This window comes from Romboutsia sp. (genome assembly GCF_051659545.1).
Taxonomy (GTDB): Bacteria; Bacillota; Clostridia; order Peptostreptococcales; family Peptostreptococcaceae; genus JBOFOR01.
In genome coordinates this window covers 64,815-88,945 of sequence record NZ_JBOFOR010000273.1, presented here as the reverse complement: position 1 = coordinate 88,945, position 24,131 = coordinate 64,815, and the positions used below count along the sequence as shown (strand labels likewise).

At 27.0% G+C, this 24,131-nt stretch carries 26 protein-coding genes and 1 tRNA gene; 21 read left to right on the top strand and 6 right to left on the bottom strand.

Features of this window, described 5'->3' with window-relative positions; all coding sequences use genetic code 11:
* Nucleotides 1-33: 33 nt before the first annotated feature.
* Nucleotides 34-828 carry a histidinol-phosphatase HisJ family protein gene (locus ACRC03_RS16285; RefSeq protein WP_438653648.1) on the bottom strand — a complete coding sequence of 265 codons (795 nt, stop codon included), beginning with the start codon at nt 826-828 and terminating at the stop codon, nt 34-36.
* 109 nt (nt 829-937) lie between these two features.
* Here ACRC03_RS16285 and ACRC03_RS16280 point away from each other — a divergent pair, with 109 nt between their 5' ends.
* Genes ACRC03_RS16280 through ACRC03_RS16270 form a run of 3 tightly spaced genes read left to right on the top strand, consistent with a single transcriptional unit; the run spans nt 938 to nt 4,046 of the window.
* On the top strand, nt 938-2,365 hold the full coding sequence (locus tag ACRC03_RS16280; protein ID WP_438653647.1) for a PLP-dependent aminotransferase family protein: 1,428 nt from the start codon (nt 938-940) through the stop codon (nt 2,363-2,365).
* Between the two features lie 52 nt (nt 2,366-2,417).
* Nucleotides 2,418-2,627 (top strand): DUF896 domain-containing protein, encoded by a 210-nt coding sequence (locus tag ACRC03_RS16275; RefSeq protein ID WP_438653646.1) that lies wholly within the window; start codon nt 2,418-2,420, stop codon nt 2,625-2,627.
* Nucleotides 2,628-2,651: 24 nt separating this feature from the next.
* The gene (locus ACRC03_RS16270; RefSeq protein WP_438653645.1) at nt 2,652-4,046 is read left to right on the top strand and encodes an aminopeptidase; all 1,395 of its coding nucleotides are present in this window, start codon (nt 2,652-2,654) and stop codon (nt 4,044-4,046) included.
* A 36-nt stretch (nt 4,047-4,082) separates the two neighbouring features.
* Here ACRC03_RS16270 and ACRC03_RS16265 read toward each other — a convergent pair whose 3' ends face one another.
* The gene (locus ACRC03_RS16265) at nt 4,083-4,988 is read right to left on the bottom strand and encodes a selenium metabolism-associated LysR family transcriptional regulator (RefSeq protein ID WP_438653644.1); all 906 of its coding nucleotides are present in this window, start codon (nt 4,986-4,988) and stop codon (nt 4,083-4,085) included.
* A gap of 230 nt (nt 4,989-5,218) precedes the next feature.
* On the opposite strand from ACRC03_RS16265, the gene ACRC03_RS16260 reads away from it, so the two are divergent.
* The 11 genes from ACRC03_RS16260 (at nt 5,219) to ACRC03_RS16210 (ending at nt 13,497) form a co-directional block, all read left to right on the top strand.
* A complete protein-coding gene (locus ACRC03_RS16260) occupies nt 5,219-5,950 on the top strand; it encodes a hypothetical protein (RefSeq protein WP_438653643.1) in 732 nt (243 codons plus the stop codon).
* Nucleotides 5,951-6,077: 127 nt separating this feature from the next.
* Nucleotides 6,078-7,778, top strand: coding sequence for an ABC transporter ATP-binding protein (locus ACRC03_RS16255; protein ID WP_438653642.1), 1,701 nt, complete (start codon nt 6,078-6,080; stop codon nt 7,776-7,778).
* A 103-nt stretch (nt 7,779-7,881) separates the two neighbouring features.
* On the top strand, nt 7,882-8,064 hold the full coding sequence (locus ACRC03_RS16250; protein WP_438653641.1) for a hypothetical protein: 183 nt from the start codon (nt 7,882-7,884) through the stop codon (nt 8,062-8,064).
* A 310-nt stretch (nt 8,065-8,374) separates the two neighbouring features.
* Entirely contained in the window at nt 8,375-9,295 is a 921-nt protein-coding gene (locus ACRC03_RS16245; protein WP_438653640.1) for a hypothetical protein, read from the top strand.
* Nucleotides 9,296-9,458: 163 nt separating this feature from the next.
* A complete protein-coding gene (locus ACRC03_RS16240) occupies nt 9,459-9,608 on the top strand; it encodes a hypothetical protein (RefSeq protein WP_438653639.1) in 150 nt (49 codons plus the stop codon).
* Nucleotides 9,608-9,850 carry a hypothetical protein gene (locus tag ACRC03_RS16235; RefSeq protein ID WP_438653638.1) on the top strand — a complete coding sequence of 81 codons (243 nt, stop codon included), beginning with the start codon at nt 9,608-9,610 and terminating at the stop codon, nt 9,848-9,850. The genes ACRC03_RS16240 and ACRC03_RS16235 overlap by 1 nt, the downstream gene beginning before the upstream one ends.
* 16 nt (nt 9,851-9,866) lie before the next feature.
* On the top strand, nt 9,867-10,013 hold the full coding sequence (locus ACRC03_RS16230) for a hypothetical protein (protein WP_438653637.1): 147 nt from the start codon (nt 9,867-9,869) through the stop codon (nt 10,011-10,013).
* Between the two features lie 211 nt (nt 10,014-10,224).
* On the top strand, nt 10,225-10,755 hold the full coding sequence (locus ACRC03_RS16225; RefSeq protein ID WP_438653636.1) for a hypothetical protein: 531 nt from the start codon (nt 10,225-10,227) through the stop codon (nt 10,753-10,755).
* Nucleotides 10,756-10,768: 13 nt separating this feature from the next.
* Nucleotides 10,769-10,972 carry a hypothetical protein gene (locus ACRC03_RS16220; protein ID WP_438653635.1) on the top strand — a complete coding sequence of 68 codons (204 nt, stop codon included), beginning with the start codon at nt 10,769-10,771 and terminating at the stop codon, nt 10,970-10,972.
* A gap of 393 nt (nt 10,973-11,365) precedes the next feature.
* A complete protein-coding gene (locus ACRC03_RS16215) occupies nt 11,366-12,064 on the top strand; it encodes a hypothetical protein (RefSeq protein ID WP_438653634.1) in 699 nt (232 codons plus the stop codon).
* Nucleotides 12,065-12,306: 242 nt separating this feature from the next.
* Nucleotides 12,307-13,497: a hypothetical protein gene (locus tag ACRC03_RS16210; protein WP_438653633.1), complete on the top strand. Its 1,191-nt coding sequence runs from the start codon at nt 12,307-12,309 to the stop codon at nt 13,495-13,497.
* Nucleotides 13,498-13,900: 403 nt separating this feature from the next.
* Here ACRC03_RS16210 and ACRC03_RS16205 read toward each other — a convergent pair whose 3' ends face one another.
* Nucleotides 13,901-14,557 carry a hypothetical protein gene (locus ACRC03_RS16205; RefSeq protein WP_438653632.1) on the bottom strand — a complete coding sequence of 219 codons (657 nt, stop codon included), beginning with the start codon at nt 14,555-14,557 and terminating at the stop codon, nt 13,901-13,903.
* Between the two features lie 116 nt (nt 14,558-14,673).
* On the opposite strand from ACRC03_RS16205, the gene ACRC03_RS16200 reads away from it, so the two are divergent.
* The 3 genes from ACRC03_RS16200 to ACRC03_RS16190 all read left to right on the top strand — a co-directional run bounded on the left by ACRC03_RS16200 (nt 14,674) and on the right by ACRC03_RS16190 (nt 17,443).
* Entirely contained in the window at nt 14,674-15,078 is a 405-nt protein-coding gene (locus ACRC03_RS16200; RefSeq protein WP_438653631.1) for a hypothetical protein, read from the top strand.
* A gap of 201 nt (nt 15,079-15,279) precedes the next feature.
* Nucleotides 15,280-16,185 carry a phospholipase D-like domain-containing protein gene (locus ACRC03_RS16195; protein ID WP_438653630.1) on the top strand — a complete coding sequence of 302 codons (906 nt, stop codon included), beginning with the start codon at nt 15,280-15,282 and terminating at the stop codon, nt 16,183-16,185.
* A gap of 235 nt (nt 16,186-16,420) precedes the next feature.
* The gene (locus ACRC03_RS16190; RefSeq protein ID WP_438653629.1) at nt 16,421-17,443 is read left to right on the top strand and encodes a hypothetical protein; all 1,023 of its coding nucleotides are present in this window, start codon (nt 16,421-16,423) and stop codon (nt 17,441-17,443) included.
* Between the two features lie 180 nt (nt 17,444-17,623).
* Here the strand turns inward: ACRC03_RS16190 and ACRC03_RS16185 are convergent, their stop codons facing one another.
* A complete protein-coding gene (locus tag ACRC03_RS16185) occupies nt 17,624-18,415 on the bottom strand; it encodes a YkgJ family cysteine cluster protein (RefSeq protein ID WP_438653628.1) in 792 nt (263 codons plus the stop codon).
* Nucleotides 18,416-18,769: 354 nt separating this feature from the next.
* Here ACRC03_RS16185 and ACRC03_RS16180 point away from each other — a divergent pair, with 354 nt between their 5' ends.
* From ACRC03_RS16180 to ACRC03_RS16165, 4 genes are all read left to right on the top strand, one after another.
* On the top strand, nt 18,770-18,976 hold the full coding sequence (locus ACRC03_RS16180) for a hypothetical protein (RefSeq protein WP_438653627.1): 207 nt from the start codon (nt 18,770-18,772) through the stop codon (nt 18,974-18,976).
* 66 nt (nt 18,977-19,042) lie between these two features.
* A complete protein-coding gene (locus ACRC03_RS16175) occupies nt 19,043-19,663 on the top strand; it encodes a phage regulatory protein/antirepressor Ant (RefSeq protein ID WP_438653626.1) in 621 nt (206 codons plus the stop codon).
* Between the two features lie 205 nt (nt 19,664-19,868).
* Nucleotides 19,869-20,987, top strand: coding sequence for a hypothetical protein (locus ACRC03_RS16170; RefSeq protein ID WP_438653625.1), 1,119 nt, complete (start codon nt 19,869-19,871; stop codon nt 20,985-20,987).
* Between the two features lie 1,269 nt (nt 20,988-22,256).
* Nucleotides 22,257-22,787, top strand: coding sequence for a hypothetical protein (locus ACRC03_RS16165; RefSeq protein WP_438653624.1), 531 nt, complete (start codon nt 22,257-22,259; stop codon nt 22,785-22,787).
* Nucleotides 22,788-22,806: 19 nt separating this feature from the next.
* On the opposite strand, the gene ACRC03_RS16160 is transcribed toward ACRC03_RS16165, so the two are convergent.
* Nucleotides 22,807-23,793, bottom strand: a complete 987-nt coding sequence (locus tag ACRC03_RS16160; RefSeq protein ID WP_438653623.1) for a tyrosine-type recombinase/integrase — start codon at nt 23,791-23,793, stop codon at nt 22,807-22,809.
* Between the two features lie 117 nt (nt 23,794-23,910).
* Nucleotides 23,911-23,996, bottom strand: a tRNA-Leu gene (locus ACRC03_RS16155).
* Nucleotides 23,997-24,131: the final 135 nt, after the last annotated feature.

Sequence of the window (24,131 nt, the reverse complement as noted above, 5' to 3'; positions counted from 1 at the left end):
ATTTAATATATTCATAAGGGGGTGAAAAAATAATTATATCTTAATAAATTCTGGATTCATTTTATCAAATTTACATACATACTTAAATCCTATACTCTTAAGATAAGAATATATATAATCAAATTTATAGGCAATTTGAGAAGGCATATGAGAATCAGACCCAGTAGTAATAATTTCTCCGCCTAATTCTTTATACATATTTAATATGTATCTAGATGGAGTTAAGTCTGGAAGATTATATCTATAACAAGATGTGTTTATTTCTATTCCCTTTCCATCTTGAATAATTTGCTTTAATATAGTTTCGATTATATCTGAAAATAATTTATCATCTAGTAATTTATTATAGTCTCCATATCTTTTAATTAAGTCTAAATGACCTAAAACAGAGTAATCTTTATAAGTTTTAACAACAGAGTAAAGCTCATTAAAGTACATCTCATAAGCTTCATGCTGATTTTTGCCTTTGAAGAATTCTCCAAAATATAAATCTAATTTATCAATAGAATGAATCGAGCATATTATAAAATCAAAAGGATATTGATTTGCTACACTACTACATGTATCAACTATTTGTTTTTGAAGTCCAAATTCAATACCTTTTTTTATTGAAATTTTATTCTTATATTTATCTTGAAGATTTTCAAGTTTATTAAAATATTCATCAAAAATAATTGGTGGACCGTAATCAGTATCTACATCATAATCGACATGATCGGTAAAACAAATTTCTTTAAGTCCTAGGTCAATAGATTTTTTTATCATATCTTCCATAGAAGACTTGCTGTCGTTAGAAAAGTTAGAGTGCATATGATAGTCATAAAACATAAATAGTTCCCCTTTTCTTGATTTTTTTGGTATTATATATACATACTACATATTAGCAGATATAAATACAACCATCAATAAATTAGTGTAAAATATAAGTGGTGATAAAATGGAAAAATATAATATAAAATTAGATAATAGCACTAAAAAGTATTTACAAATCTATAACTATATAAAAAACTTAATAATAGAAAAAGAACTAAAAGAGCATGAAAAATTACCACCAATAAGAAGACTATCACAAACTATAGGAGTAAATAACACAACTATAGTAAAGGTTTATGAACTTTTAGAAAATGAAGGGTATGTATATAAGACCATAGGTAGTGGAACTTTCGTTTCAAGATTAAAAAGTAACAAGGAAGACCCAAATACAGAATTCAAAAATGAAGATATAATCCATTTTGACAGTGGAAATCCATCTACGGAAATGTTTCCTATAGAAGATTTTAAAAATGCTGTAAATATGGCTATAAGCAAAGAAGATAAGGCTATATTTGAATACGATGAAGGTCTTGGGTGTGATGAATTAAGAGAAAAGATAGTAGAATATTTAAAAACTACAAAAGTAAAAACCACAAAGGATAATATACAGATAATATCAGGAGCACAACAGGGGATTGATATTGTATGCAAAGGGCTCATAAATTATTCTGATGTGGTTTTTCTAGAAGAACCAACCTACAATGGAGCAATACAAGTGTTTAAAAGTAGGGGTGCCAAAATAATATCAATACCTATGTTAGATGATGGAATTGATATAGGTATATTGAAATTAAAGCTGGAAAAGATAAAACCTAAGCTAATATATACTATGCCAAATTTTCAAAATCCTACGGGAATATCATACTCGACATATAAGAAGAAAAAGTTAATTGAGTTAGCTGAAAAATATGATTTTTATATTTTAGAAGATGATTTTATAAGTGATTTTAGCTTTGAATCAAATGATAATAGACCATTAAAAAGTTATGATGATAAAAATAGAGTTATATACATAAAAAGTTTTTCCAAAATATTTATGCCTGGTCTTAGAATTGGTATTGTAGAAATACCTAATGAATTATTAAAAAAAATACTATGGGCAAAGTATTCATCGGATATATCAACACCTGGACTTATTCAAAAATCAATGTATTATTACATGGAATTTTTTAATTGGAATGATTATATTAAAGTTGTAGAAAAAATATATACAGAAAAATATATTTTGGCTAAAAAATTAATAAAAGAAAGACTAAGTGATAGGCTAAAAGTAAGAAAAGCTAATGGAGGAATAAATTTCTTCTTGGAGTTACCAAGAGGATATTCATCTAAAGATTTTACCGATTTTATGCTGTCAAAAGGAGTTGCATTATTGCCAGGGACATACTTTTTTGACAATTTAGTTGATGATAGGTTTTTTAGAATAAACATAGCAAAGGCAAGTATACAAGATTTAGAAAAGGGAATATCTATAATAAGTGATAATTTAGATGAGTTTTTAGAAAACTACAAAAATCAATTGAATTTAAAAAGCAATAAGTTATTTTATTAAAAAATAGAAAGGAGAATGCTTAAAATATAAAAATTTTAAGCATAAATATAATATGTTTGATCAAAAAAAATTAGATAGAATAAATGAATTAGCAAAGAAGAACAAAAGTGAAGGATTAACGGAGGCTGAATTACAAGAAAGAGAAGTATTAAGAAAAGAATACTTAGAAAATTTTAGAGCACATTTTAAATCAAGACTAGATTCTGTTAAGGTAGTATCGCCAGAAGAGTATGAAGAACATATGAAAAACAATAAAAATTAATTATCAAATTTGGAGGGGTAAAATATGAAATTAAAGCATGAATTTAAAAATGCATGGGAAGTTGAAAGGGAAAACAAAAAAATAGAAGATGTAATGTCATACTCTAAAGAATATATGGATTTCTTAGATAGAGGAAAGACAGAAAGAACTTCAGCAAGAGAAATTGTTAAGATAGCAAAGGATAATGGATACATATCTATAGAAGAAGCAATACAAAAGGGAAATGTAAAATCAGGAGATAAAGTTTTTGCACTTAACAAAGATAAGGCAGTTGCTTTATTTGTGATAGGACAAGAAAAACTAGAAAAAGGAATGAAGGTTATTGGTGGTCACATAGATGTACCAAGGATAGATTTGAAACCAAATCCATTATATCAAGAAGCTAACCTAGGTTTTTTTAAAACTCATTATTACGGAGGAATAAAAAAATATCAATGGACAGCTATACCACTAGCAATACATGGATTAGTAATATTAAATGATGGTAGTAAAGTAGATATTTGTATTGGAGAAGATGAATCTGATCCAGTATTCTGTATAACTGATTTGTTAGTCCACTTAGCAGGAGATCAAATGCAAAAAAAACTTGCAGATGGAATAACAGGGGAAGGTCTTAATATATTAATTGGACATATTCCACTAGAGGGTGAAGAAAAAGAACCAATAGAACAAAACATATTAAAAATATTAAATGAAAAATACGGTATGGTAGAAGAAGATTTCTTAAGTGCTGAGATAGAGGTCGTTCCAGCAGGACGTGCTCGTGATTTAGGTTTTGATAGATCTATGGTTTTAGCATATGGGCATGATGATAGAGTATGTTCATATGGAGCTGTTAAAGCGATAATTGAAACAAAAGCTCCTAAGTACACAGCGGTTACATTATGTGTAGATAAAGAAGAAGTTGGATCGCAAGGAAATACAGGAATGCATTCAAAATTCTTTGAAAATACAGTAGCAGAGCTTATAGCTTTAGAAGGAGAATATTGTGATTTAAAAGTTAGACGAGCTATGGCAAATACTAAAGTATTATCAGCAGATGTTTCAGCTGGATATGATCCTAACTTCCCAGATGTATATGAAAAAAGAAATTCTGCTTATATGGGACATGGTCTAGTATTAAGTAAATACACTGGAGTTAGAGGAAAAGGTGGATGTAATGATGCGAATGCAGAATTTATGTCAGAAGTAAGACAAATATTTAATCAAGCTAGTGTAGTATGGCAAACTGCTGAACTTGGAAAAGTAGATCAAGGTGGAGGCGGAACTATAGCGTACATTTTGGCAAATTACGGTGCTGAAGTTATAGACTGTGGAGTAGGTGTTTTAAATATGCATGCACCACATGAAATAGTTTCAAAGGTTGATATATATGAAATGTACAAAGGATATAAAGCATTCTTTAATATAAATTTATAGAACTATAAAAAATAGACCTTAGAGTATATATAAGGTCTATTTTTTTAATTTGAAGTATTCACATAATTTATTTAAAAATTTGTCTTCTAAGGGATTGAAGATTTTTTTCTTAGAATAAATAAAGTAGAACTTTCTGAAGAAATCGATATCTTTTATCCTGAAAAAATCTAGATTATCATTGTTTATATAGTCTAAAGCTGAAATATACGAGATTAAAGAAACACCAAGACCGATTTTAACCATTTCTTTTATGGCATTATTAGATTCAACATGAGCTAGAATATTTAGTTTATCAGTATCGAAGTTATTTTTATTTAAAGTGTTAAAAATTAAATCTCTAGTTCCAGAACCTTCTTTTCTCATAATAAAAGTAAGATTGTATAATTCTTCAATATCAATATATCCATCTATATTTTTTAATTTTAAATTTTTAGGTGCTATAAGAATCAATTCATCATCAATTAAGTCGATATATTCAACTTGAGGATTGTTATTTTTGGAACCGACAAGACCAAAACTTATTCTTTCATTTAAAATTTCAGATATTACATATTGTGAATCGTAATGACTAATGTTAAACCTTACATCAGGATAATTAGTTGAAAGGCATTTTAAAAAATTAGGTAGAATATAAGCTTCGGGAATTGAACTGCAAGCAATATCAATAATACCTTCTATTTTACCTGAAAACTCTTTTATATCATAAATAGCCTTTTTGCAATTATTTAATATATATATAGCATGATCGTATAAAATTTCACCAGACTTAGTTAATGTAACTGTTTTGTTACTTCTATTAATAAGAATAGTATCTAATTCTTTTTCTAGATTTTGAATATGGGAACTTATTGTAGGTTGAGTTAAAAATAATTCTCTAGCAGCTTTCGAAAAACTTTTATGTTTTGCAACAGCTACAAATGCTTCTAGTTGTTTAAAATCCATTATTAATCCTCCTTAAATTATCTATTATTATTATATCATAAATTAATTTTATGGATTTGACTAAATGTCATATATTATTACAAAAACATTACAGATTTACTATAAATATTATTAAAGAAGCTTTTATATTATATAATTAAATAAAATAATAGGAATAATATTTTATACATAAAAATATTATTTAAATAAGTTGTATACATAGGTAATGTTTTAATGAAAGGGGCTAATATATGAATTTAAAGCAATCATTACTCAGTACTATTATACTAAGCATCTTTATTACAGGATGCAGTTCAAATCAGATAAGTAAAGGGAATGAAATAAAAAATGAAGCAGTATACCAAAAAACAATGACAAAGGTGCAAAATGATGTAAATGAAATAATGAATAAAGACTATGAATATGTGTTAAATAATATGGGAGAGCCATATTGTACTACATATTATATAAATTCGAAACAAATCAATAGTAATGAAATACTGAATGAAGATTTTAAAGCTGAAAATATGAGATTAATATATCCTAAACATGCTGAAGAAAGTCAAATAGAAGAAAGTGCCATCTATATAGAGATAAAAGATAATAAAGTTGTAGATGTAGAGACTTACGAATTATCAGATTTTAGTGTTGAAGAAGAAAATATCAATCACGGTTCAGATATAATATTAAATAGATACTACAATGATATGAGTTTACCTTTGAGTAAGAAAATTAACGTTGATTTAAAAAAATATATTGGCCAAGATAAAAATAACATAAAAAGTATAGTAGGAGAAGTATTTCCTAATTATGAAATATACGATAATACAAATGGTTCCGAGATAAGTATATATTTCTTAAGTGGAATTAATAAAGAAGATGGAAAAATTTTAGGAATATGTACACAGGAAAATAAGATTAAAGATATTCAAGTAATAAGTCAAAATAATATAAACTTAATAAAGAAATATTTATGCCAATAAAAAGCTATAACGAATTCGTTATAGCTTTCTTTGAAGGATATGATTAGCAACGTAATGAATAAAGTGGTAAAATTATATGATATACTTATCTAATAAGAGTAAATTTTAGCCGGGAGGAAGAGTATTAATGATAAAAATGTTTATACAATACTATAAGCCGTATAAGAAGTTGTTTATATTAGATATTTTAGCTGCATTTTTATTTTCAATGTGTGACTTAATCTATCCGATTATAACAAGTAATATAATGGATAAAGTAGTTCCAAATAAAGATTTAAGAATGTTAATAATATTTGCTATAACATTAACCGTTATATTTATAGTTAAAGCAGGTCTGAACTATTTTATGCAATACTGGGGGCATGTTGTAGGGGTTAGGATGCAAGCGGATATGAGAAACGATGTATTCATACATTTACAAAAAATACCGAACCATTACTTTGACAATAATAAATCAGGTATAATAATGTCGAGAATAGTAAATGACCTAATGGAAGTGTCAGAATTAGCTCATCATGGTCCAGAAGATTTATTTATATCAGCGGTTATGTTAATAGGTTCATTTTTAATACTTTTAGGTATAAATGTTCAATTAACATTAATTATATTTGCACTACTTCCATTTGTAATATGGTTTACTTTATCACAAAGAGGAAGAATGAATAAAGCATTTAAAAAAACTAGGGTAAAAATAGGTGAGGTAAATGCAACTCTAGAAAATAGTATTGCTGGAATGAAGGTAACAAAATCATTTTGTACAGAAAAAGAAGAACTAGAAAAATTTAATGAAAGTAATGACGTATTTAGATATGCTAGAGAAAGTGCATATAAGGTAATGGCGCAATATTTTTCAGGAATGAATTTTTTTATGGATATTTTAGGACTAGTAGCGTTAGTGTCGGCAGGTTATTTTACATTTAAAGGAGAAATAACATTAGGTGAATTTACAGCATATTTGCTTTATGTGAATATGTTTGTCCAGCCAATAAAAAAACTTATAAACTTTATGGAGCAATATCAAAGTGGTATGACAGGTTTTGAAAGGTTTGTAGAAATTATGAACCAAGAGGCTGAAAAAGAATCAAAAAATCCAATAGAGTTAAAGAGTGTGAAAGGTAAAATAGATATAGAAAATGTATCTTTCACCTATGAAGATGAAAATGAAGTATTTAATAACTTAAGTTTATCAATAGATGCTGGAAGAACTATAGCATTAGTAGGTCCTTCGGGTGGAGGAAAGACAACTCTTTGTAATTTAATACCTAGATTCTTTGATTTTACTGAAGGTGATATAAAAATAGACGGAGTAAGTGTAAAGGACGTAAGTTTAAAGTCCTTAAGAGAAAATATAGGGATAGTAGCACAAGATGTATTTTTATTTACAGGAACAATAAGAGAAAATATTACTATTGGTAATCCTAATGCCACAGAAGAACAAATTATAGATGCGGCTAAAAAGGCAAGGATACATGACTTTGTACAGACTCTTCCACAGGGATATGACACATATATAGGTGAAAGAGGAGTAAAATTATCAGGAGGACAAAAACAAAGGGTATCTATAGCAAGAATATTTCTCAAAAATCCTCCAATAATTATTTTAGATGAGGCAACTTCAGCACTGGACAATGTTACAGAGCGTGAAATACAACAATCATTAGAGGAATTAAGCAAAGATAGGACAAACTTAGTTGTAGCCCACAGGCTATCTACTATTAAAAATGCAGATGAAATAATTGTATTAACAGAAAGTGGCATAACAGAAAGAGGTACACACGATGAACTAATCAACAAAGGTGGTGTATATAGTAGGCTTCATTCTAAATAGTTTAATAGTTATAAATTTAATTTTACATTAAACCTAGAATATTGAAAAAAACTTTGGATAAATTAATCTTAAGAATAAATTAATTCTAGGAGGGTTATTTTAAATGGATAACAACAAAAATAGACTTAAAGATAGACCTAAGTCTAATGCAGAAATGAGAAAAATGTACTTTGAACATGGCTCTGAATTAGGAATAGAAGATGGAATGAAAATCGGGGCAAAAGATAGTGGAACTAACAAAACTAAAAAACAAAACCAATACAATAAAGCTAAAAAATCAGATTAAATAAAAATAAAAGAGAGATTATAATCATAATCTCTCTTTTAAATTGGTGCCGGATGTGGGACTCGAACCCACACGATACTTAAACCAACGGATTTTGAGTTAACTTTTCAATTAAAACAAGCCTACACATAAGTATTTTCAACAGGTTAAATCTATTCTAGTTTTTGAGATTTAAACGAACCCTATCAAAATTAAGTTATTTTTAGTATACTCGCATATCTCAAATATAGTCAAGAAAAATTTATCTTTACATTTCCAAAACAGGTGTATATACTCTGTCTTAAAGTTTAAAAAGAAGGAGTATAAGCAAATGATAAGCTATTATAAATTAAATAATAAAGTCTTAGAATTCGATGTAAACAAAGACGTAGACTTGATTAGGTTGAATCATTACCTAATGCAGAAAGAGAATTTACAAAGACTTAAAGGTGAGTTAGGTAAAGGTCAACTTTATCTAAGTACAAGAAATATTAGCAAGGATTTAAATATTTCTTTGGCTAAGGCTCAAAGAATGATTAAGAAATTTATTGAATTAGAAATTATCAAGCCAATTTCATTAAGCAAATCAAGTACACAAGCATCTGTGTATTTTTATTTGTCAATTAGTGAAACGGTAAATGATACGGTATTTGACGCGGAAAATAAAACGGTCAAACTTAGTAAAATCAATACACATAGCAAGGGTAGTGATACGGTTGTTGAAACTAAGAATGAAACGGTGTTTGATACATCTAAAAAAGAATTATTAAAAATAAGTTGTTGTAGTTGTTTAGAAGAACCACACTTGAACTTAGAAAATGAAATTGTAGAAGGAGCATTCCAACAAAAGCTAGACTTAGAAGATGAAAGAGTTGCTCTTGTAAAAAGCTATGGATTTAAAGTATCTAATGTACAAGAAAAAATGATACAAACTTTGGACAAGGATAGGTTATTACAAGCAATAGAGATTACCGTAGCACAAGAAGGTAAGTCTTTCTCTTACATCTACAAAGTGTATTTGAATAATAAAAAAGCACCAACTACGGGAATAGTCGATGCTTCAAGTTCTAATGCACAAAGCACTAAAACTAAGATTAAGAAAAGTATAGCAAAAAAGAGTAGAAAAGACAAGTCCATCTATATGTGTTCAACTAAAGTGGAATTCGAAGGTAAAATAGTTGATACGGAGGATTTAAGCGAAAGTGAATTTGAAAGATTAATAGAAGAAAAACAGAAACTAAAATGGGCTTAAATTGTAGGAATTTGTTAGATGAATTTTAGAACAATTTACTCCTTTAAAAACAACTTATTCTGTACGGATATTGTCGTGAAGTAACTGGTATTACTTGTATTTAAGTAGTTTATAATAAAAAGTATAAAAACTAAAACATTAAATAGTAAAGGAGTAAATACAAATGAAAGAAGAAACTAAAGCATTAACAATACAAATACCTAAGACCTTACACAAGGATATAAAAACATTAGCATCATCAAAAGGCTTAAAAATAAGGGAATTGGCAATTGAGATATTTGAAGCAAAATTGAAAAAAGAGGGTATGAGATAATGAAGAAGTTTATAGAATTTATCAAAGAAATAGCACCGTATGTTGTAATAGGGGCATTAACAACATTTATATATGCAGATTACAAATTAGAAAGTAAAAAATCACCAACATCAGTACAAATGCCCTATGTCAAAGACGAAGGATTGGACAATGATACAATTATAAGAAATGCAATTCCAAAACACCACAATGGGCAAGAAATAGATAAGAATGATATTACAAAATATATGCAAGAATTATAAAAGGGGATGAAGGAATATGAAATTAGAATTAAAGCAATTCACAATTAATTTAGGTAAAGATTTATTAGAAATAGGGATAATAATAGGAGTAGGGATATTGATGTTTCCTTTACTTCTTAAGGCTATGGAATGGATGTTAAGCTTATGGGGATATACACTCTAAATTGAATTTGAATTGAAACGACAAATGTGTCGAACATTCATTTTAAAAAAACTTGAACTGTTGAAAACAGTAGTGTATAGTAGAGTTACATCGATTTTGTTACCTATCTTTTATATAGATAGGAAAAAGGGTTAGGAGTGGTGTCCTAGCCCTTTTTTTATTTGTGAAATGATGGTAAAATAGAGTATATAATATTTCGTGGGGTAAAATAATGAAAAAGAAAAAAAGAAAAGCAATATACATAAAGAGGAAAAAAGAAGATAGTTGTAGTCCACTTATGCTAGATATGGCATTAAGATGCTTTGAACACGAGTATGATAGGTCGAAAAGACTAGAGAGTAAAGCAAATATTTTTATACCAGTAATAGGAATAATGTTTACTTTAACGTCAGCTTATTTTACAACGAACCTTAATGCAGTTTGGGATATAACTAGGCAAATATCAATTGTATTATTTGCTTTAAGTGGAATTATTTATTTTGCAGGAATATATAATTTTTCAGAAGTTCTTAAACTACAAGAATATAATTTGATTAATTACAAGACTTTTTTTGTTGAAGAAATGCTAGATTATACTATGTTTGAAATGGAAGCAGAATTAATGGATACATACAAGGGTATATTGGAAGATTTAAAAATAGGAAATGATAATAAAGCTGATTATTATGAAATAGGACTTAAATGTACTATAAGAGGAACTTTCATTAGCTTTGCATTGATGTTCATAAATTTTATAAATTAGGGGAGTAAACTATATGAAAAAAAACTATAAAACAATTAAAGCACGAGTTATACTTAAAAAAGAAGATAGTTCCAATGATGGAATCGAGATATTTATTTCAAATCAAAAAACAAAACCGAGAAGAAAACCACCAATTGAAACTAGACCAGTAAGAGCAAGAAGTAGTAGAATAATATCTAATTTAAGTAATGATAAAAAAGAACAATCTAAATTATAAATAGAAATAAAAAAGATAGGAGATTAATTCTATCTTTTTTTATGCGTAAATTATTACATTTTCAAAATTAAAGGTATAATCATTGGCTCACAATTCTTAACTTCATAATCCTAATTAAAATCACTATTACTTTTACTTTCTTCATACGAACTTTTTTCGTACCAAGAGAGTGCAAACAATATTTATATCCTATATAAAGGGTACGAAGTTTTTTCGTACCCTAAGTATAATTCACTATGAAACCATATCTTAAATTCGCACACGGTCGTGCAAAAAATATCCTAAAACAAATTCACATTTTTTATAAGAGGATACCCACTTATAGGGATATCTTTTTAAATGTGTATAAAAGTGGTAAAATATAAGTTAAGAAAGTATACAAGGGGTGAATCTATGATTTTTGGCAATACAATAGGTATAGGAGATATAATAAGTTCATTAGCATTACTTTGTACTCTTATTACCATTTCAATAATGATAAAGCAGAGAAGAGATGCAAATAGACCTTATGTAGTATTAGACTTAAAAGATAAATTTAATAGTGACTTCAATATAGAGCCAAGAGAAGTTAACTATGATGAATGCAGTTTTTATAATTCATTATATAAAATTGATAGTAGTCCATTTGATTTTTATATAAAAAATATTGGAAATGGTGTAGCTAGGGAAATAAATGTAAATATTAAAGTTGAAAATATTAATATTATAAAGTTAGATGAAAAAATGTATGTATCAGAAAATTTATTAATAGTAGAATGCCCAGAGCAAGAATCTGAAGGATATTTAAAGCAGAAATTTTTAGATGATGGTAAATTGTATTTTACTAATTTGGGTTATAATGACAAAATTTCTTTAACTAATAGCTTGAACAGATTTGAAAATATAGTTAATAGCGTCACATATCATTATATGAGAAATGATGATTTAAAATCAATTCAAGAAAAATTAATACCTAGTATTCAAATAGATATAAGTTATAAAAATATATTAAATAATAAATATAATGAAAGTTATATAATAGATATAAACCCAGGAATGTGGTCAAGTTTTCTAACTAAATATACAATAAAATTGAATCATAAAGAGAGATAGGTTTAGCCTATCTTTTTTTATATAAAATAAAAGTTTTTAGTAGTATTAGGTGGAAAAAATATTTCGCCAAAATGTTTCTTATGAAACCATCAAACCCAGTAATAATCAGAAACATGTTACACTTTTTATACTTCTATGTATAATAAAAATATAACACAATTTGGAGATGAGAACACAAATGGACAATGACAACATAAAAATATTAGACTTAATAAAAAGTCGGAAAGAATGAGGTAAGTAATATGGAAGAAATGTATCATGGTAGTATGTTGGAATTAGAATATGTAGATGGAGAAGAAAGTGTATTTGAAGAAGAAATGGATATGGATGTAGATATTACATCTATTATAAATCAAAATAAACACTTAGAAACGTTTTTAAAAATAGTAGATGATACTTATTCAAGAGAAAAACTATCTACTAATACAAGATTTATAACAAGATTAAAGAAGGAATTTAACACAAAATTAGATGGTGGTTATCCTTCATCACAGTTATTAAATAACACTATGCAAACTTGGAAATACGATACAAATGATGGTGAAATAAACTTAGACAATATGACTAGTACAAATATAGTTATAAATACAATATTCAAAAATATAGAAGGATATAGAAGTAAAACTATATCAGATATGAAATCGGATATAAATTATTACGGTGGCAGAGGAATAGACTATGAATACTTCTTAGACGATCCTTTTAAATGGACTTACAATAAGGTTGAAAAGATAAAAGTGAATAATGTATCAAGTGAGGGAATAGAAAAGCCTACAAAGGTAAATGAATACGAATATAAACCAAGAAGATTTCCTACGACAATAAATAATGAGGAAATTGATGATGAAGGAGAATTTATTATGAACTCAATAGATTTATTAAAAAAAGGAAAAATGAACTATATAGCATTTGGATATTTACAATCAATTTCAGATGGAGATAAAAATGATTACGATAAATTTAGAAAAGTTTACATAAAATATATTAATAATTCGACTATGGCAAAAGAATGTAAGGGTATAAGTAGAAATACAGTAAATAAAGCATTGTTGAGGTTGGAAAGTTTAGGATTATTAAGTAGAGATACATTCAAAGATGATAATGGCGAATACAAGAAATTATACAACTTAGATGGAAACTATGAGATATTAGACTTTGGACAAAAGCCAATTCAAAAACTTGTAACTTGTATAAAATCAGAAGGTTTAGCATTATTCTTAATCATAAGAAAATATTGCAGAATGTATAACAATGGAAAATGCACTCTAACACAAGAACAATTATTTGAAAAGTTAGGATATGCAAACAATGAAACAAGTAGAAAATCTATGAATTTATTCTTAGAGGTATTAGAGGATATAGGTTGCATAAGGATTGAAAGAATAAGGAATGAAAAAAATCAAAACAAAAATATATATTATAGCTTAGTTTAAGAAGGTGGTGTTTAACAGCTCCACTTTTTTTCATTGCACAAAAATAATAGGGTGCAAATATGAGTTGCACAAAAAAGATGGGGTGGTTTTACTAATATTGCATAAAATTAAGGGGGTGGTTTGCACAAAAAAGACAGGGTAAAGAATAGGGAATAGGACTATAGAATAGGAAAGGCTAAAGCCTTTATTTTCTTTAAAACATTATAAAGCATAAATTTACAAGTCATGGAAAAAGTGTTGAAAATAGCAATTAGAAAAAATGGGGGTACTGTAAGCATCAGATAAATACATTAATGATAGAAGCCATGAATGGTTTCTATCATTCTATTTTTAAAAATTCTTTGAAACCTTAAATACAAAAACAAACTAATAGACTATGAAGAAAAGGAATAAACCCTTGGAATTACTTGTTTTCAATTAATTCAATTTCCAAAATTGTGCCGTATTCATTACATGAAAATGTTATTTTGTTCCCGTTTGGGTCTTCTAAAACTTCCTTATCTCCTACTTTTTCAACTTCATTCCAAACCGTTGATAAATTGTTCATTAAATAGTTCTTATTAGTACCTACAAAGCTATCGAAGTAATCTTGATTGCCGTTGTAGGCTTCACCCGTAACTTTTTCTCTTTTAGCCTTAGCTTTTTCTTGTATTTGTTGTTCTTCTTCTGTTAACTCTTGCTCATTAGTGTTGTATATTTTAGTTATTTGCTGTACTTTCAATTTTACACTTGTAATAGTATCGTACTCATCAGTTTCAATTGTAATAGTATCGCTAGACGGACTTGTAAAGGTATTTTCTTCTTGTTTCCAATTTTCTTGTGTAAGTTCTCTTTCTATTTCCTTAATATTTGTCTCTATAAATGTATTCAGGTAATCTTGATAATGGTCATAAGATTTTTTATCTACATTATCCCTTTTAGATTTAGCACTTTCTTGTTCTACTAATGCTTGCTTATGTTCTTTAGTTATACTAGAAGTATTTTTGTTAATTTGTATAAATGCAAATATACCTACTACGACTACTGATGCCCCTATTAATATTTTAGATGATAACTTCATATTTATATATTCCTCCCATCTTAGTTATATAAATAAAATATACCATATTTTAGATATTGTTTGTAAGATTGCTATATAATATATGTATATTCTTATTAAATATTGGGGGAAACAAAATGACAAAAAGAAACAAAATAATTGCAAGTATTTTAATAGGGTTAACAGCTTTAATAGGTGGGTTCGTAATGGGGAGCAAAGTAGGTTATAAAAAAGCAAAAACCGAATTAGTTTATGAACAAGTAGAAATAGAAAGAGATAGAACGGAATATAGGGCAATAAAAATTGAAGATGAGCAAGACTCTGTAATCAAGTCAAGAATGCAAAAAATGGGTATAATAAGTTATAATAAATATACAATACCACTTTCAAACGGTAGTACAATTATAGCTTCTCCTCAAGTTGATAAATATTATTTTATTCCTTATGAAATGGGAGAATGGGTTTATGAAGTTGATAGTCAACGTCAATTAGAAAACATAGTTAAAACTTATATATCTATAAAAGGTACTGGTAAACACTAATAAGTACCCCTTATGAAGTAATTAAACGCTTCTAGTTTTTTAGCTTTTAATAGGGTAAATATATATGTTAGAATGATTTTAGAAACTAAAAATTGATAATTTTACAAATAAGCTAGCATTATATGTTAAATAAAATGTAGATTTTTAATATTAATTAAAATAAATAGAAAATTTATAACTATAAAAGAAAGGTCAAATAATATGATTGAAGATGGGGCTTATTTTGAAAATCAAAAGGATATAATTAATAAAGGACTTTTAACATCAAAAAGAAGTATAAAAATAGCAGTAGCATGGATAAATTTTGATGATTATAAAGATACACTTATTTTATTATTGAATAATAGAGTAAAAATTAAAATTGCAGTAAACGATGATGTAAAGAATAGAAAATACACTCAGACTATAAATGAATTAATTTATCTAGGGGCAAAAATTAAATTTATTAGCATGCCATCAAAATATAATTATATGCATCATAAGTTTTGTATTATAGATAATAAATTTTTTATGTCAGGCTCTTTTAACTGGACAAAAAATGCTAATAATAATAATTATGAAAATTTAATAGTAAGCCACAATTTAAATTTACTTAGGAATTATATTAGTGAATTTAAGGCTGTATGGCAATTATCTAAAAATGACTTAAAAATGTTAAAAAAACCAAATGAGTGTGAGATGTGTGGAAACCCTAAAATAATTATTTGTGTATTTATCCAAGATGGAATTTGTAATACAAAAGCCGATATATACAAAGTATGTACGTGCGAAATAGACTATATAACTTCAGACTATTTTGATATATCGGTATATAGTAATCTTATGGGGATATTTGAAAAATATAGTGATATGGATGAGTATTATTACCAACATGGATATGATTATGACAAAAAAGAGAGAAGTAAAGAACTCTACTTTGAAATAGAGCAATACTTATCAACTATTAGAGGAAATAGAATGAACTTTCCGATAATACATGCAGTAGGTGTATATAGTTGGAGATGGTTTGATAAAGACGATGGTGAGAATATTATAAGAGTTCTTTGGAAAGAAAAATATACATCAAATTATATTTTAGATAAATATAGTTTAAATGAGGTACTCTGATATATTATCTTATTTATATAAAATTTTAGTTTTAAAGAAAAAAAAAGCTATAAAATAATATCTTAAAGTAGAAATACTAACTTAAAAATTTAGTAGCTAGGATAGACGAAAAAACGCCTATCCTAATTTTTTTATAATTAAATTTTTGTTATAAAGTATTAGTTTGTATACATAGGAAATAAATTGCAAGATAATGTATAATTATAATATAAACAAATGAAAGAGGAGTAAAATTATGAAACAACCCAATATTATTAATTTATTTAGATGTACAGAACGACAATATGCAAAGTCTTTTTGTGAAACAGGTAATATGAAATTTAATACACCAGGATATTGGATTGAGTTAGAAAAGGAAGAAGGCAAAGGTAGAGGCGACTTGCTAGAAGGTGTTTGTGCAAGTTTTCATAAAGATGATATACCCATGTTAGCACAATTAAGAGATATTAGGGAAAATATATGTGGAGAAACTATCAATAATATTACCTATCTAAGGAGTAAAGATATTTTAGAATTGCCAAGTTACTGTTTTTTTGGTCTTGATGTTAAGGATTTTTCAGATATAAGTATAGATGAAGAGGGAATAAAACATTATACAACAACTGTAACTCAACAATATTTCAAAGATTTTTCAGATAATACTACTAAGGAAATAGCTAAGGAATTGCCTGTGCATAAGCAACCTGTTTTAGTAATAATTACAAATCCAAATGAATTTTTCAAAAGGATTACAGACTACCTTATAAAACTTGGGTTAAAAAGAGAAGAAATTCTAATAAATCCAGTTGAATATATGGATAAAAGCCAAGGGTTTTATTCTCCTAAAGAAGTATATCCAGGAGAGTTATTCTTAAAGGATATAAGCTTTGAATATCAAAAAGAGGTTAGGGTAGTTATAAATACTAAAAATAAGAAAGTAATAAAACAGATTTCTGCTAAAAATAATATTATTGACATAGGTAACTTAAGTGATATAACTCATATAGAAGAATTCTACTATGATAAAGATATGCTTATGGAAAAAAGGGGGAATAGTTTGTTATATGTTCTATCCGAGCCTAAAACGTATCCATTAGAAGATTTAGGTAAAGAGGAATTACTTGGTCTTGTTTGCCAAATTACAAATGAAGATGTAAGAAAATATGGTGTTGAAACAGATGAACAGAAAAGAGATATTATAAAAGAAATTGAAGAAATACTAAGAATAAAACATAATATGGTTATACTTTGGGAAGAAAATGTAGTTATGCAATATTAATAATAATTTATTCTTATAAATAAAATGATAATTTTAAGGTAGTAGATAGTCTTAGAAATAGACTATCTACTTTTCTGTTTATTTATAAAAAAGTGGAAGTGAAAATTAAAATATAGAAAATACACAATATCATTTACATACTAATTTTAGTAATTTGATATATAATTACTATATTTGTGCTTAACGTGTATTTAATAAATATTCAACCATTTCGGTTTCAGACATAGATGCAACTTTATTGTATAGTATAGATTTTCTAAATTGATTTAAGTTAATATTATTTTCTTTTAAGTGGTAAAACCAGTAAAATATAGGGTATGGTCGCTTGGATACTAATTTATTATTATGTCTAAATGAAAATAAACCGTACATATCATCTTTATATGTTGTTAAATCAACAAACTCATTTCTATTTTTAGATGAAATTTCCAATTTACTACAAATTTTATTATTTTCTTCTTCATTGAAAAAAGCTATTCCATGAGTTCTACAAATTAAAGGTCTTACTTTATATATACTACATTCATTTTTATAATTTAAAAATATGCATCCTTTAGGGATAACAGTTTCTGGTGAAGGCATCGTGAAATTAATAAAATCATAAGCATCTCCTCCCTCAATATTGGTTTTCAACTTATTAAAGTATATCGGGTCTTCATTTTTTATATAATTATAAATATCATAACTTTTTTCAAATATAGTTTGTATTTCGTTTTTTGAATGTTCCAGTAAATAGTCAATGATAATGCAAAACTCTACCTCTGAAATCGCGAAAACCTGGTGGCAACACTCACTACATCCTTTTCCACATTTTGGATTTAAGTTTAATGTATTTATATCCTCTTTAATAACTTTATCTATTTTATTATATAATTTAAATGTTTTGGCATATTTACTATTTGATTTTATATTTTTATGTAACTGCTCTCTACATTTTTTATTTCCACAAAAACATTTTTTTTCTTTGTTCAAATTTATATTCCCCCCATATTGTATTAATTTTAAAATTATTAATACAACTATATTCATAACTATATTTAATAGAACTAATTTTATAGTTTTTATATATTAAAATTGAAATTAAATTTTAAATTAGTATAATAAAATATTGATTTTAACTAAATTTGACTTTTAAATAAAATTCTAGTTTTAAATAATCAGAGTATGCAATTTTGCATACTTTTTTGTTTGGAAGTATTGAAATTTACAGGTTTAAAATAAATTGAAAAACTGTTGAGCAGTCTGTTACACCTGTGAAATAAAAATGTATAATATAAATGTAAGGCAAGATAAAAGCTAGAAAAATAGAAATTGAGAGGTATAAAAATGATTGAAAATAAACCAAATAGAACAGTAGAAAAGATAAAAAAGCTTATAGATGTAGGTTTAACTAAAACTAAGATATCTAAAAGGTTAGGAGTAAGTGATACAACAATAAGTTATGCTTATAAATACGGTAAACAAATATCTAGTGTATATGAAGAAGAATTAGATTATATGATACAAGATATTATAGATATATTGGAAACATAATGTAGGATATTTTTACAAAATGAAGTGTCAGAAAATTAAGATAAATAAGAAGGGGGTAGATGTAGTATGCGACAAATGATAAGTAATGAAGATATAAAGATAATAGAGGTTAATGAGGTACAAGTAGTTTCTTCAAGAGAAGTAGCTACAAACTTTGGAAAAGAGCATAAGCACGTAATTGAAAAGATAGAAAATACGATAGAGGAAATTATAAAAACATCGGTCGAAAGTTCGACCAATCTATTTTTCGAAAGTACATATAAAGATAATTATGACAGAGAGCAAAAACAATATCTTATGACAAAGAGTGGATTTAGTTTATTATGTATGGGCTTTAATGGTAAGAAAGCATTGAAATGGAAATTGAAATATATAGAAATATTTGAAAAAATGGAACAAATAATAAAAGATAACTTGCAACAACAGATAGAAGTGAATGAACCTCTAGTAATATTTGCAAGAGCGGTAATGAAATCTAGTGATACAACATATATAAATACATTTGCTAAATTATTAAATAGCAAGGATTTAAAGATAAATGGAAAAGAAATAGGTCAAAAGAAGTTATTTGCTTTTCTAAGGGATAATGGTATATTAATGAAAAATAATCAACCTTATCAAATTTATGTTGATAGAAAATACTTCAAATATAATAAGGTAGAAACACCTAAAGGGTTTGTAAATTAAACAGTTTTACTTGGTAAAGGTGAAGTAGCTATAACAAAGCTAATAAAGAAAAAGATGTATGAATATGAATTAAATAATCTGACTGACAAATTAGCATAAGTATATATTTAACTATCTGATGAGAATGATAACTGAATGAGTTTAGGTGTAGAAAATATATCTACACCTAAATATTAAAAAATTAAAATATGGAGGATGATTTAAAATGATAAATAGAATTATTTATAGTAATAAAGTTTATTACAAAGTTAAAGATTTAGTAGAAGTGTATGATAATAAGTTTAGCTTATATAAGATAAAGAAGGTTATGAAGGAACAAGGTATAGCTACAACAAAACTAAAAGGCTATGGCAATGCTTTATTTATAGAAGAAACTAATATAGCTATGATAGAGATAGAGGGGGCTATAACTGTGATGGAAACTAAATTTAAAGATAGAAAGCAATCATTAAAAAGTGAAATAAATATGGCAAGTTTAAGTAACTTTATGTTTAGAGATATGTTACCTATAAAGTCTAATGAAGAAATGATAAAAGAAGTACTAGAAAAAGTTGATGAAAGTATGGACAAACCTATTAAATTTGAAGAAGATAATTTAAAAAAGGATAGGGGAATTCAGCCATTAGAATTAAATGAAGTATTAAGTAAAAATGGTATAGAAGAACGATTTATAGGAGTTGAACTTTTATATGAGGATAGATGTAGAAGTACTATGAGGACTAGCACAATAGGAGTGCTAATAAATAATAATGATGATGTATTGTCTGATAGTCATATTCTTAATATGAATGGATACAATGAAAGGCTATTAGAGGATTTAAGTAGTGGAAAAGTTTGTGTAGATGAACCTTGTTATGATAATGAAGATGAAATGTATGAACAAATACATTATGGAAATGCAAAGCAAAGAACTAAAGAAGATGTAATTAAGATAATTTTTGAAAAAGTATTAACAAAGGATGACTATATAGATGAAGATGATTGGATAGTTGTGAAATTAGATAATGATAGGTGTATGTCGGTAGATAAAGATTTATTACTTTGTATATTAAGAAATAAGTTTAAAATAATTGAAGTATATGGATGTAATGAAGATGTAGTTGATAGTGAGGAAAAAGATATTATTGATGTTAATTATACAGAAATAGAAGAACAAGAAATAATGGAGCAAGGTATAAAAATAGCAGAAACTACATTGGGTAAAGATATAGTTGAAGAAATAAATAATTTAGATGAAGAAGAAACAGAAGTTGAATATAAGAATATATATGAAAAGATAAAAGCAAGAGCTGAAAAAAATAAACGAAAGTTCAGAGAAGAATAAGAACTTATAAGTTTAGATATATCTTTAGATTTAAGTAATATATATGTAGAAGATGAAGATATAGAATGATAAGTTAGCATTAGTAGTAGTTAAAGGTAAGTTTATTTAGGTAGATTTATCTTTAATTATTACTAAAAAACTGTATAAAAATATTAAAAAAATGGTAAAAAAATTATTAAAAATGATTAGAAAATGATGAAAATATAGCATAAAAAGCAGTTATTTTAGTGTATTTATAGATGTTTTTAGAGCAAATATATAAGATATTAAAATTAAAAACAAATGTGACAATATAAGAGTAAAATGGATAGAGTTGAGTGGTATCAAGGGTTATACCCCCCCACTAATTTTCTAGGGAGTTCTGAAGGGGTGTCAGGACGAGGGAAGCCTAAAATTACACAAAATGCCTAAATGGAGATTTTTTGATATTTTTAGCCCCAAAAGGTAAGAAAAGTTTAGTAATATAACTAAGCTATCAATAATATATACGATGGGTGAAACAGTTGCAATAGCTTACTAAAATTAAATATAACAATATTTAGAAAATATCTAGAAACTGTTATATCTGATTAAAAAATATGTATAATACAGCTGTAAGGTTAATCAAGTTTAGAAATCAAAATTGAAGTGATTGTAATAAGCTATAAATAAATTTAAAAAATTAAAAAAGAAAGGGTATAGATTTGATGGCTATATGATGGTAACACTATGCAAAAAATGAAATAATACAAGAGAATAGAGAAGTCACTTATAAAAAACTATCTAAGTACGACAGAATGACCAAAGTGAGTTAATTAAAGACCCGAAGACAGGAAAGACATTAAAGTTATCAGAACTATTCAATAGTAAGGGGGTAGAAGTTATATATGAGGAATTAAGTAAATATGATATGTTAGCTCAAAGTGGATTAATGAAAACCACTGATGGTAAATATCTATCTATACCTCAAATGCTACTTGGTGGTGGAGGTAATACGGGAATAGTAAGACGGTTACTTTGCTAGGTAAAAATGAAAACTTCGATGTAGTATTAGGTTAAAGGTAATTTAGGGTAGAGCTTAATTTCTATACCTTTTTTATGTCTATATACACAAAAGTTTTATTTTAAACATTATAAAAGTTCAGTACTTTTACATTTTAAGACTTCAAAATAATGCTTTAATACAAATGTATATATTAATGAAGGAAACTTATCAGAAAGGCATCAGAATAGCTTAAAGTTGGTGTTACAATCATATTTTAAATATGTATAATATATAGGGGCGAATTTATGAATGATAGAAATAGAATAGATAGAATGTGGAAGGATATGCAGATAAGATGTAGTGACAAATATAGAAATAGGTATCCATCATATAAAGATGTAGAAATAGCAGAAGAATGGCTCACATTTGAAAACTTCTACAATGATGTAGTAGATATGCCTTTCTATGATGCCAAAGACCATAGATGTAAATACTATTCATTAGATAAGGATATATTAGGATTAGAATTATATAGCAAAGATACGATATGTTTTATACCACAAGATTTAAATTCATTCTTTACTAATGTTCAAAGTGGGAGTGAGTTACCACCGGGTATTACATTTGAGAAAAGTAGAAACAAATATAAATGTAGAATAACTAAATTCGGTGAGCGAATTCATCTTGGGTATTTTGATAATGTTGATGAAGCATATTCAGTATATTGTGATGCTAGGAATACTTATGCAAAAGAATTAAGTGAATACTATAAAGGTCAAATTGAACAACGTGTAGTGAATGTTCTTATGAAATATGATGAAGAAGTGTGGTTGTAGAGAAGTATTATAACCTTCTCTACTTCAAGAATTTAGATAGAGGTGATACCTCTTTGTGTTTCTTCATTAAGTCTTTATCAGACAACTGTATATATCTCCTAGACATATCTAAAGTACTATGTCCAAGTATTCTTTGTAGTGCGAATACATCACCACCACCTTTAATGAAGTTCAAGGCGAAAGTATGCCTGAATACATGGGGAGTACATTTAGTCTTTATATTTGCAGACTTTCCATATTTCCTAAATGAATTTATAACTTGGTTAGTATCAAGCTTATTTCCATATGCAGAAGGGAATAGATAATCAGTATCCTCAACAATAGCAATTATATCCTTAAGCAATTTCACAGTTTTAGATGAAATAGGCATTTGCCTAAAGGTTCTAGCTTTAGCAATTTCAGAAGGTACGTTTATACATCTACCCTTCAAGTCAATATTTTCAACTTTTAGATTAACCAACTCACCAACACGTATTCCACAATCCAACATAACAACCATAATTGTAAAATCTCTTAACCCAGAATAGGTTTCTTTGTTTGGAACTCTTAGTAATTTCTTAACATCGCTATCCGATAGAGGAACAATAGTATCTAGTGGCTCTTTTACAAGTTTAATTCTAGTAGCAATATCTTCGTCAATATAACCTTCTTTAAATAACCACTTTAAATAAGCCTTTAAAGTTCTAAGCCTAATATTTATAGTGCAAGGTTTGAACTCTTTTTCTTGGTGCATATAGAAAACATACCCTCTAAACACATCAATATCAACACAGCGGATTAGTGCAGTTCGTTGTTCTTGTTCAAGATATTCTTTGAAATACCTCGTATTAGTTTGATAATCGTGAAGACTTCTAGGTGCTAGTCCTTCTAATGTTTTCAGAGTTATAAATTCATCAAATACATTAAAGAATTCTTCAAATGTGAAGTCGGACATAAAAATCTCGGACTTTCTTATTAACGAATTCGAATATTTATTTTTATCTACCTTTAACATAGTTCTAGACATTGCAATACCTCACTTTCATATTCTTTATTATTTTTAGACCACCTTGACGGACTACCTATTTTTTTGCAAAATAAAAGAGTTCCAACTAAAATAGTTGAAACCCTTGAAAATACTTATTGGTGCCGGATGTGGGACTCGAACCCACACGATACTTAAACCAACGGATTTTGAGTCCGTCGCGTCTGCCATTCCGCCAATCCGGCATATTATAAAATAATTATACCAGTACGGAAAACAGTTTGCAACATTTTAATCTTAATATACTACAAATATTATGGTAATATTAAATAATAGGATATTTGTATATAATATCAATAAGATAAATTTTATAAAAACAC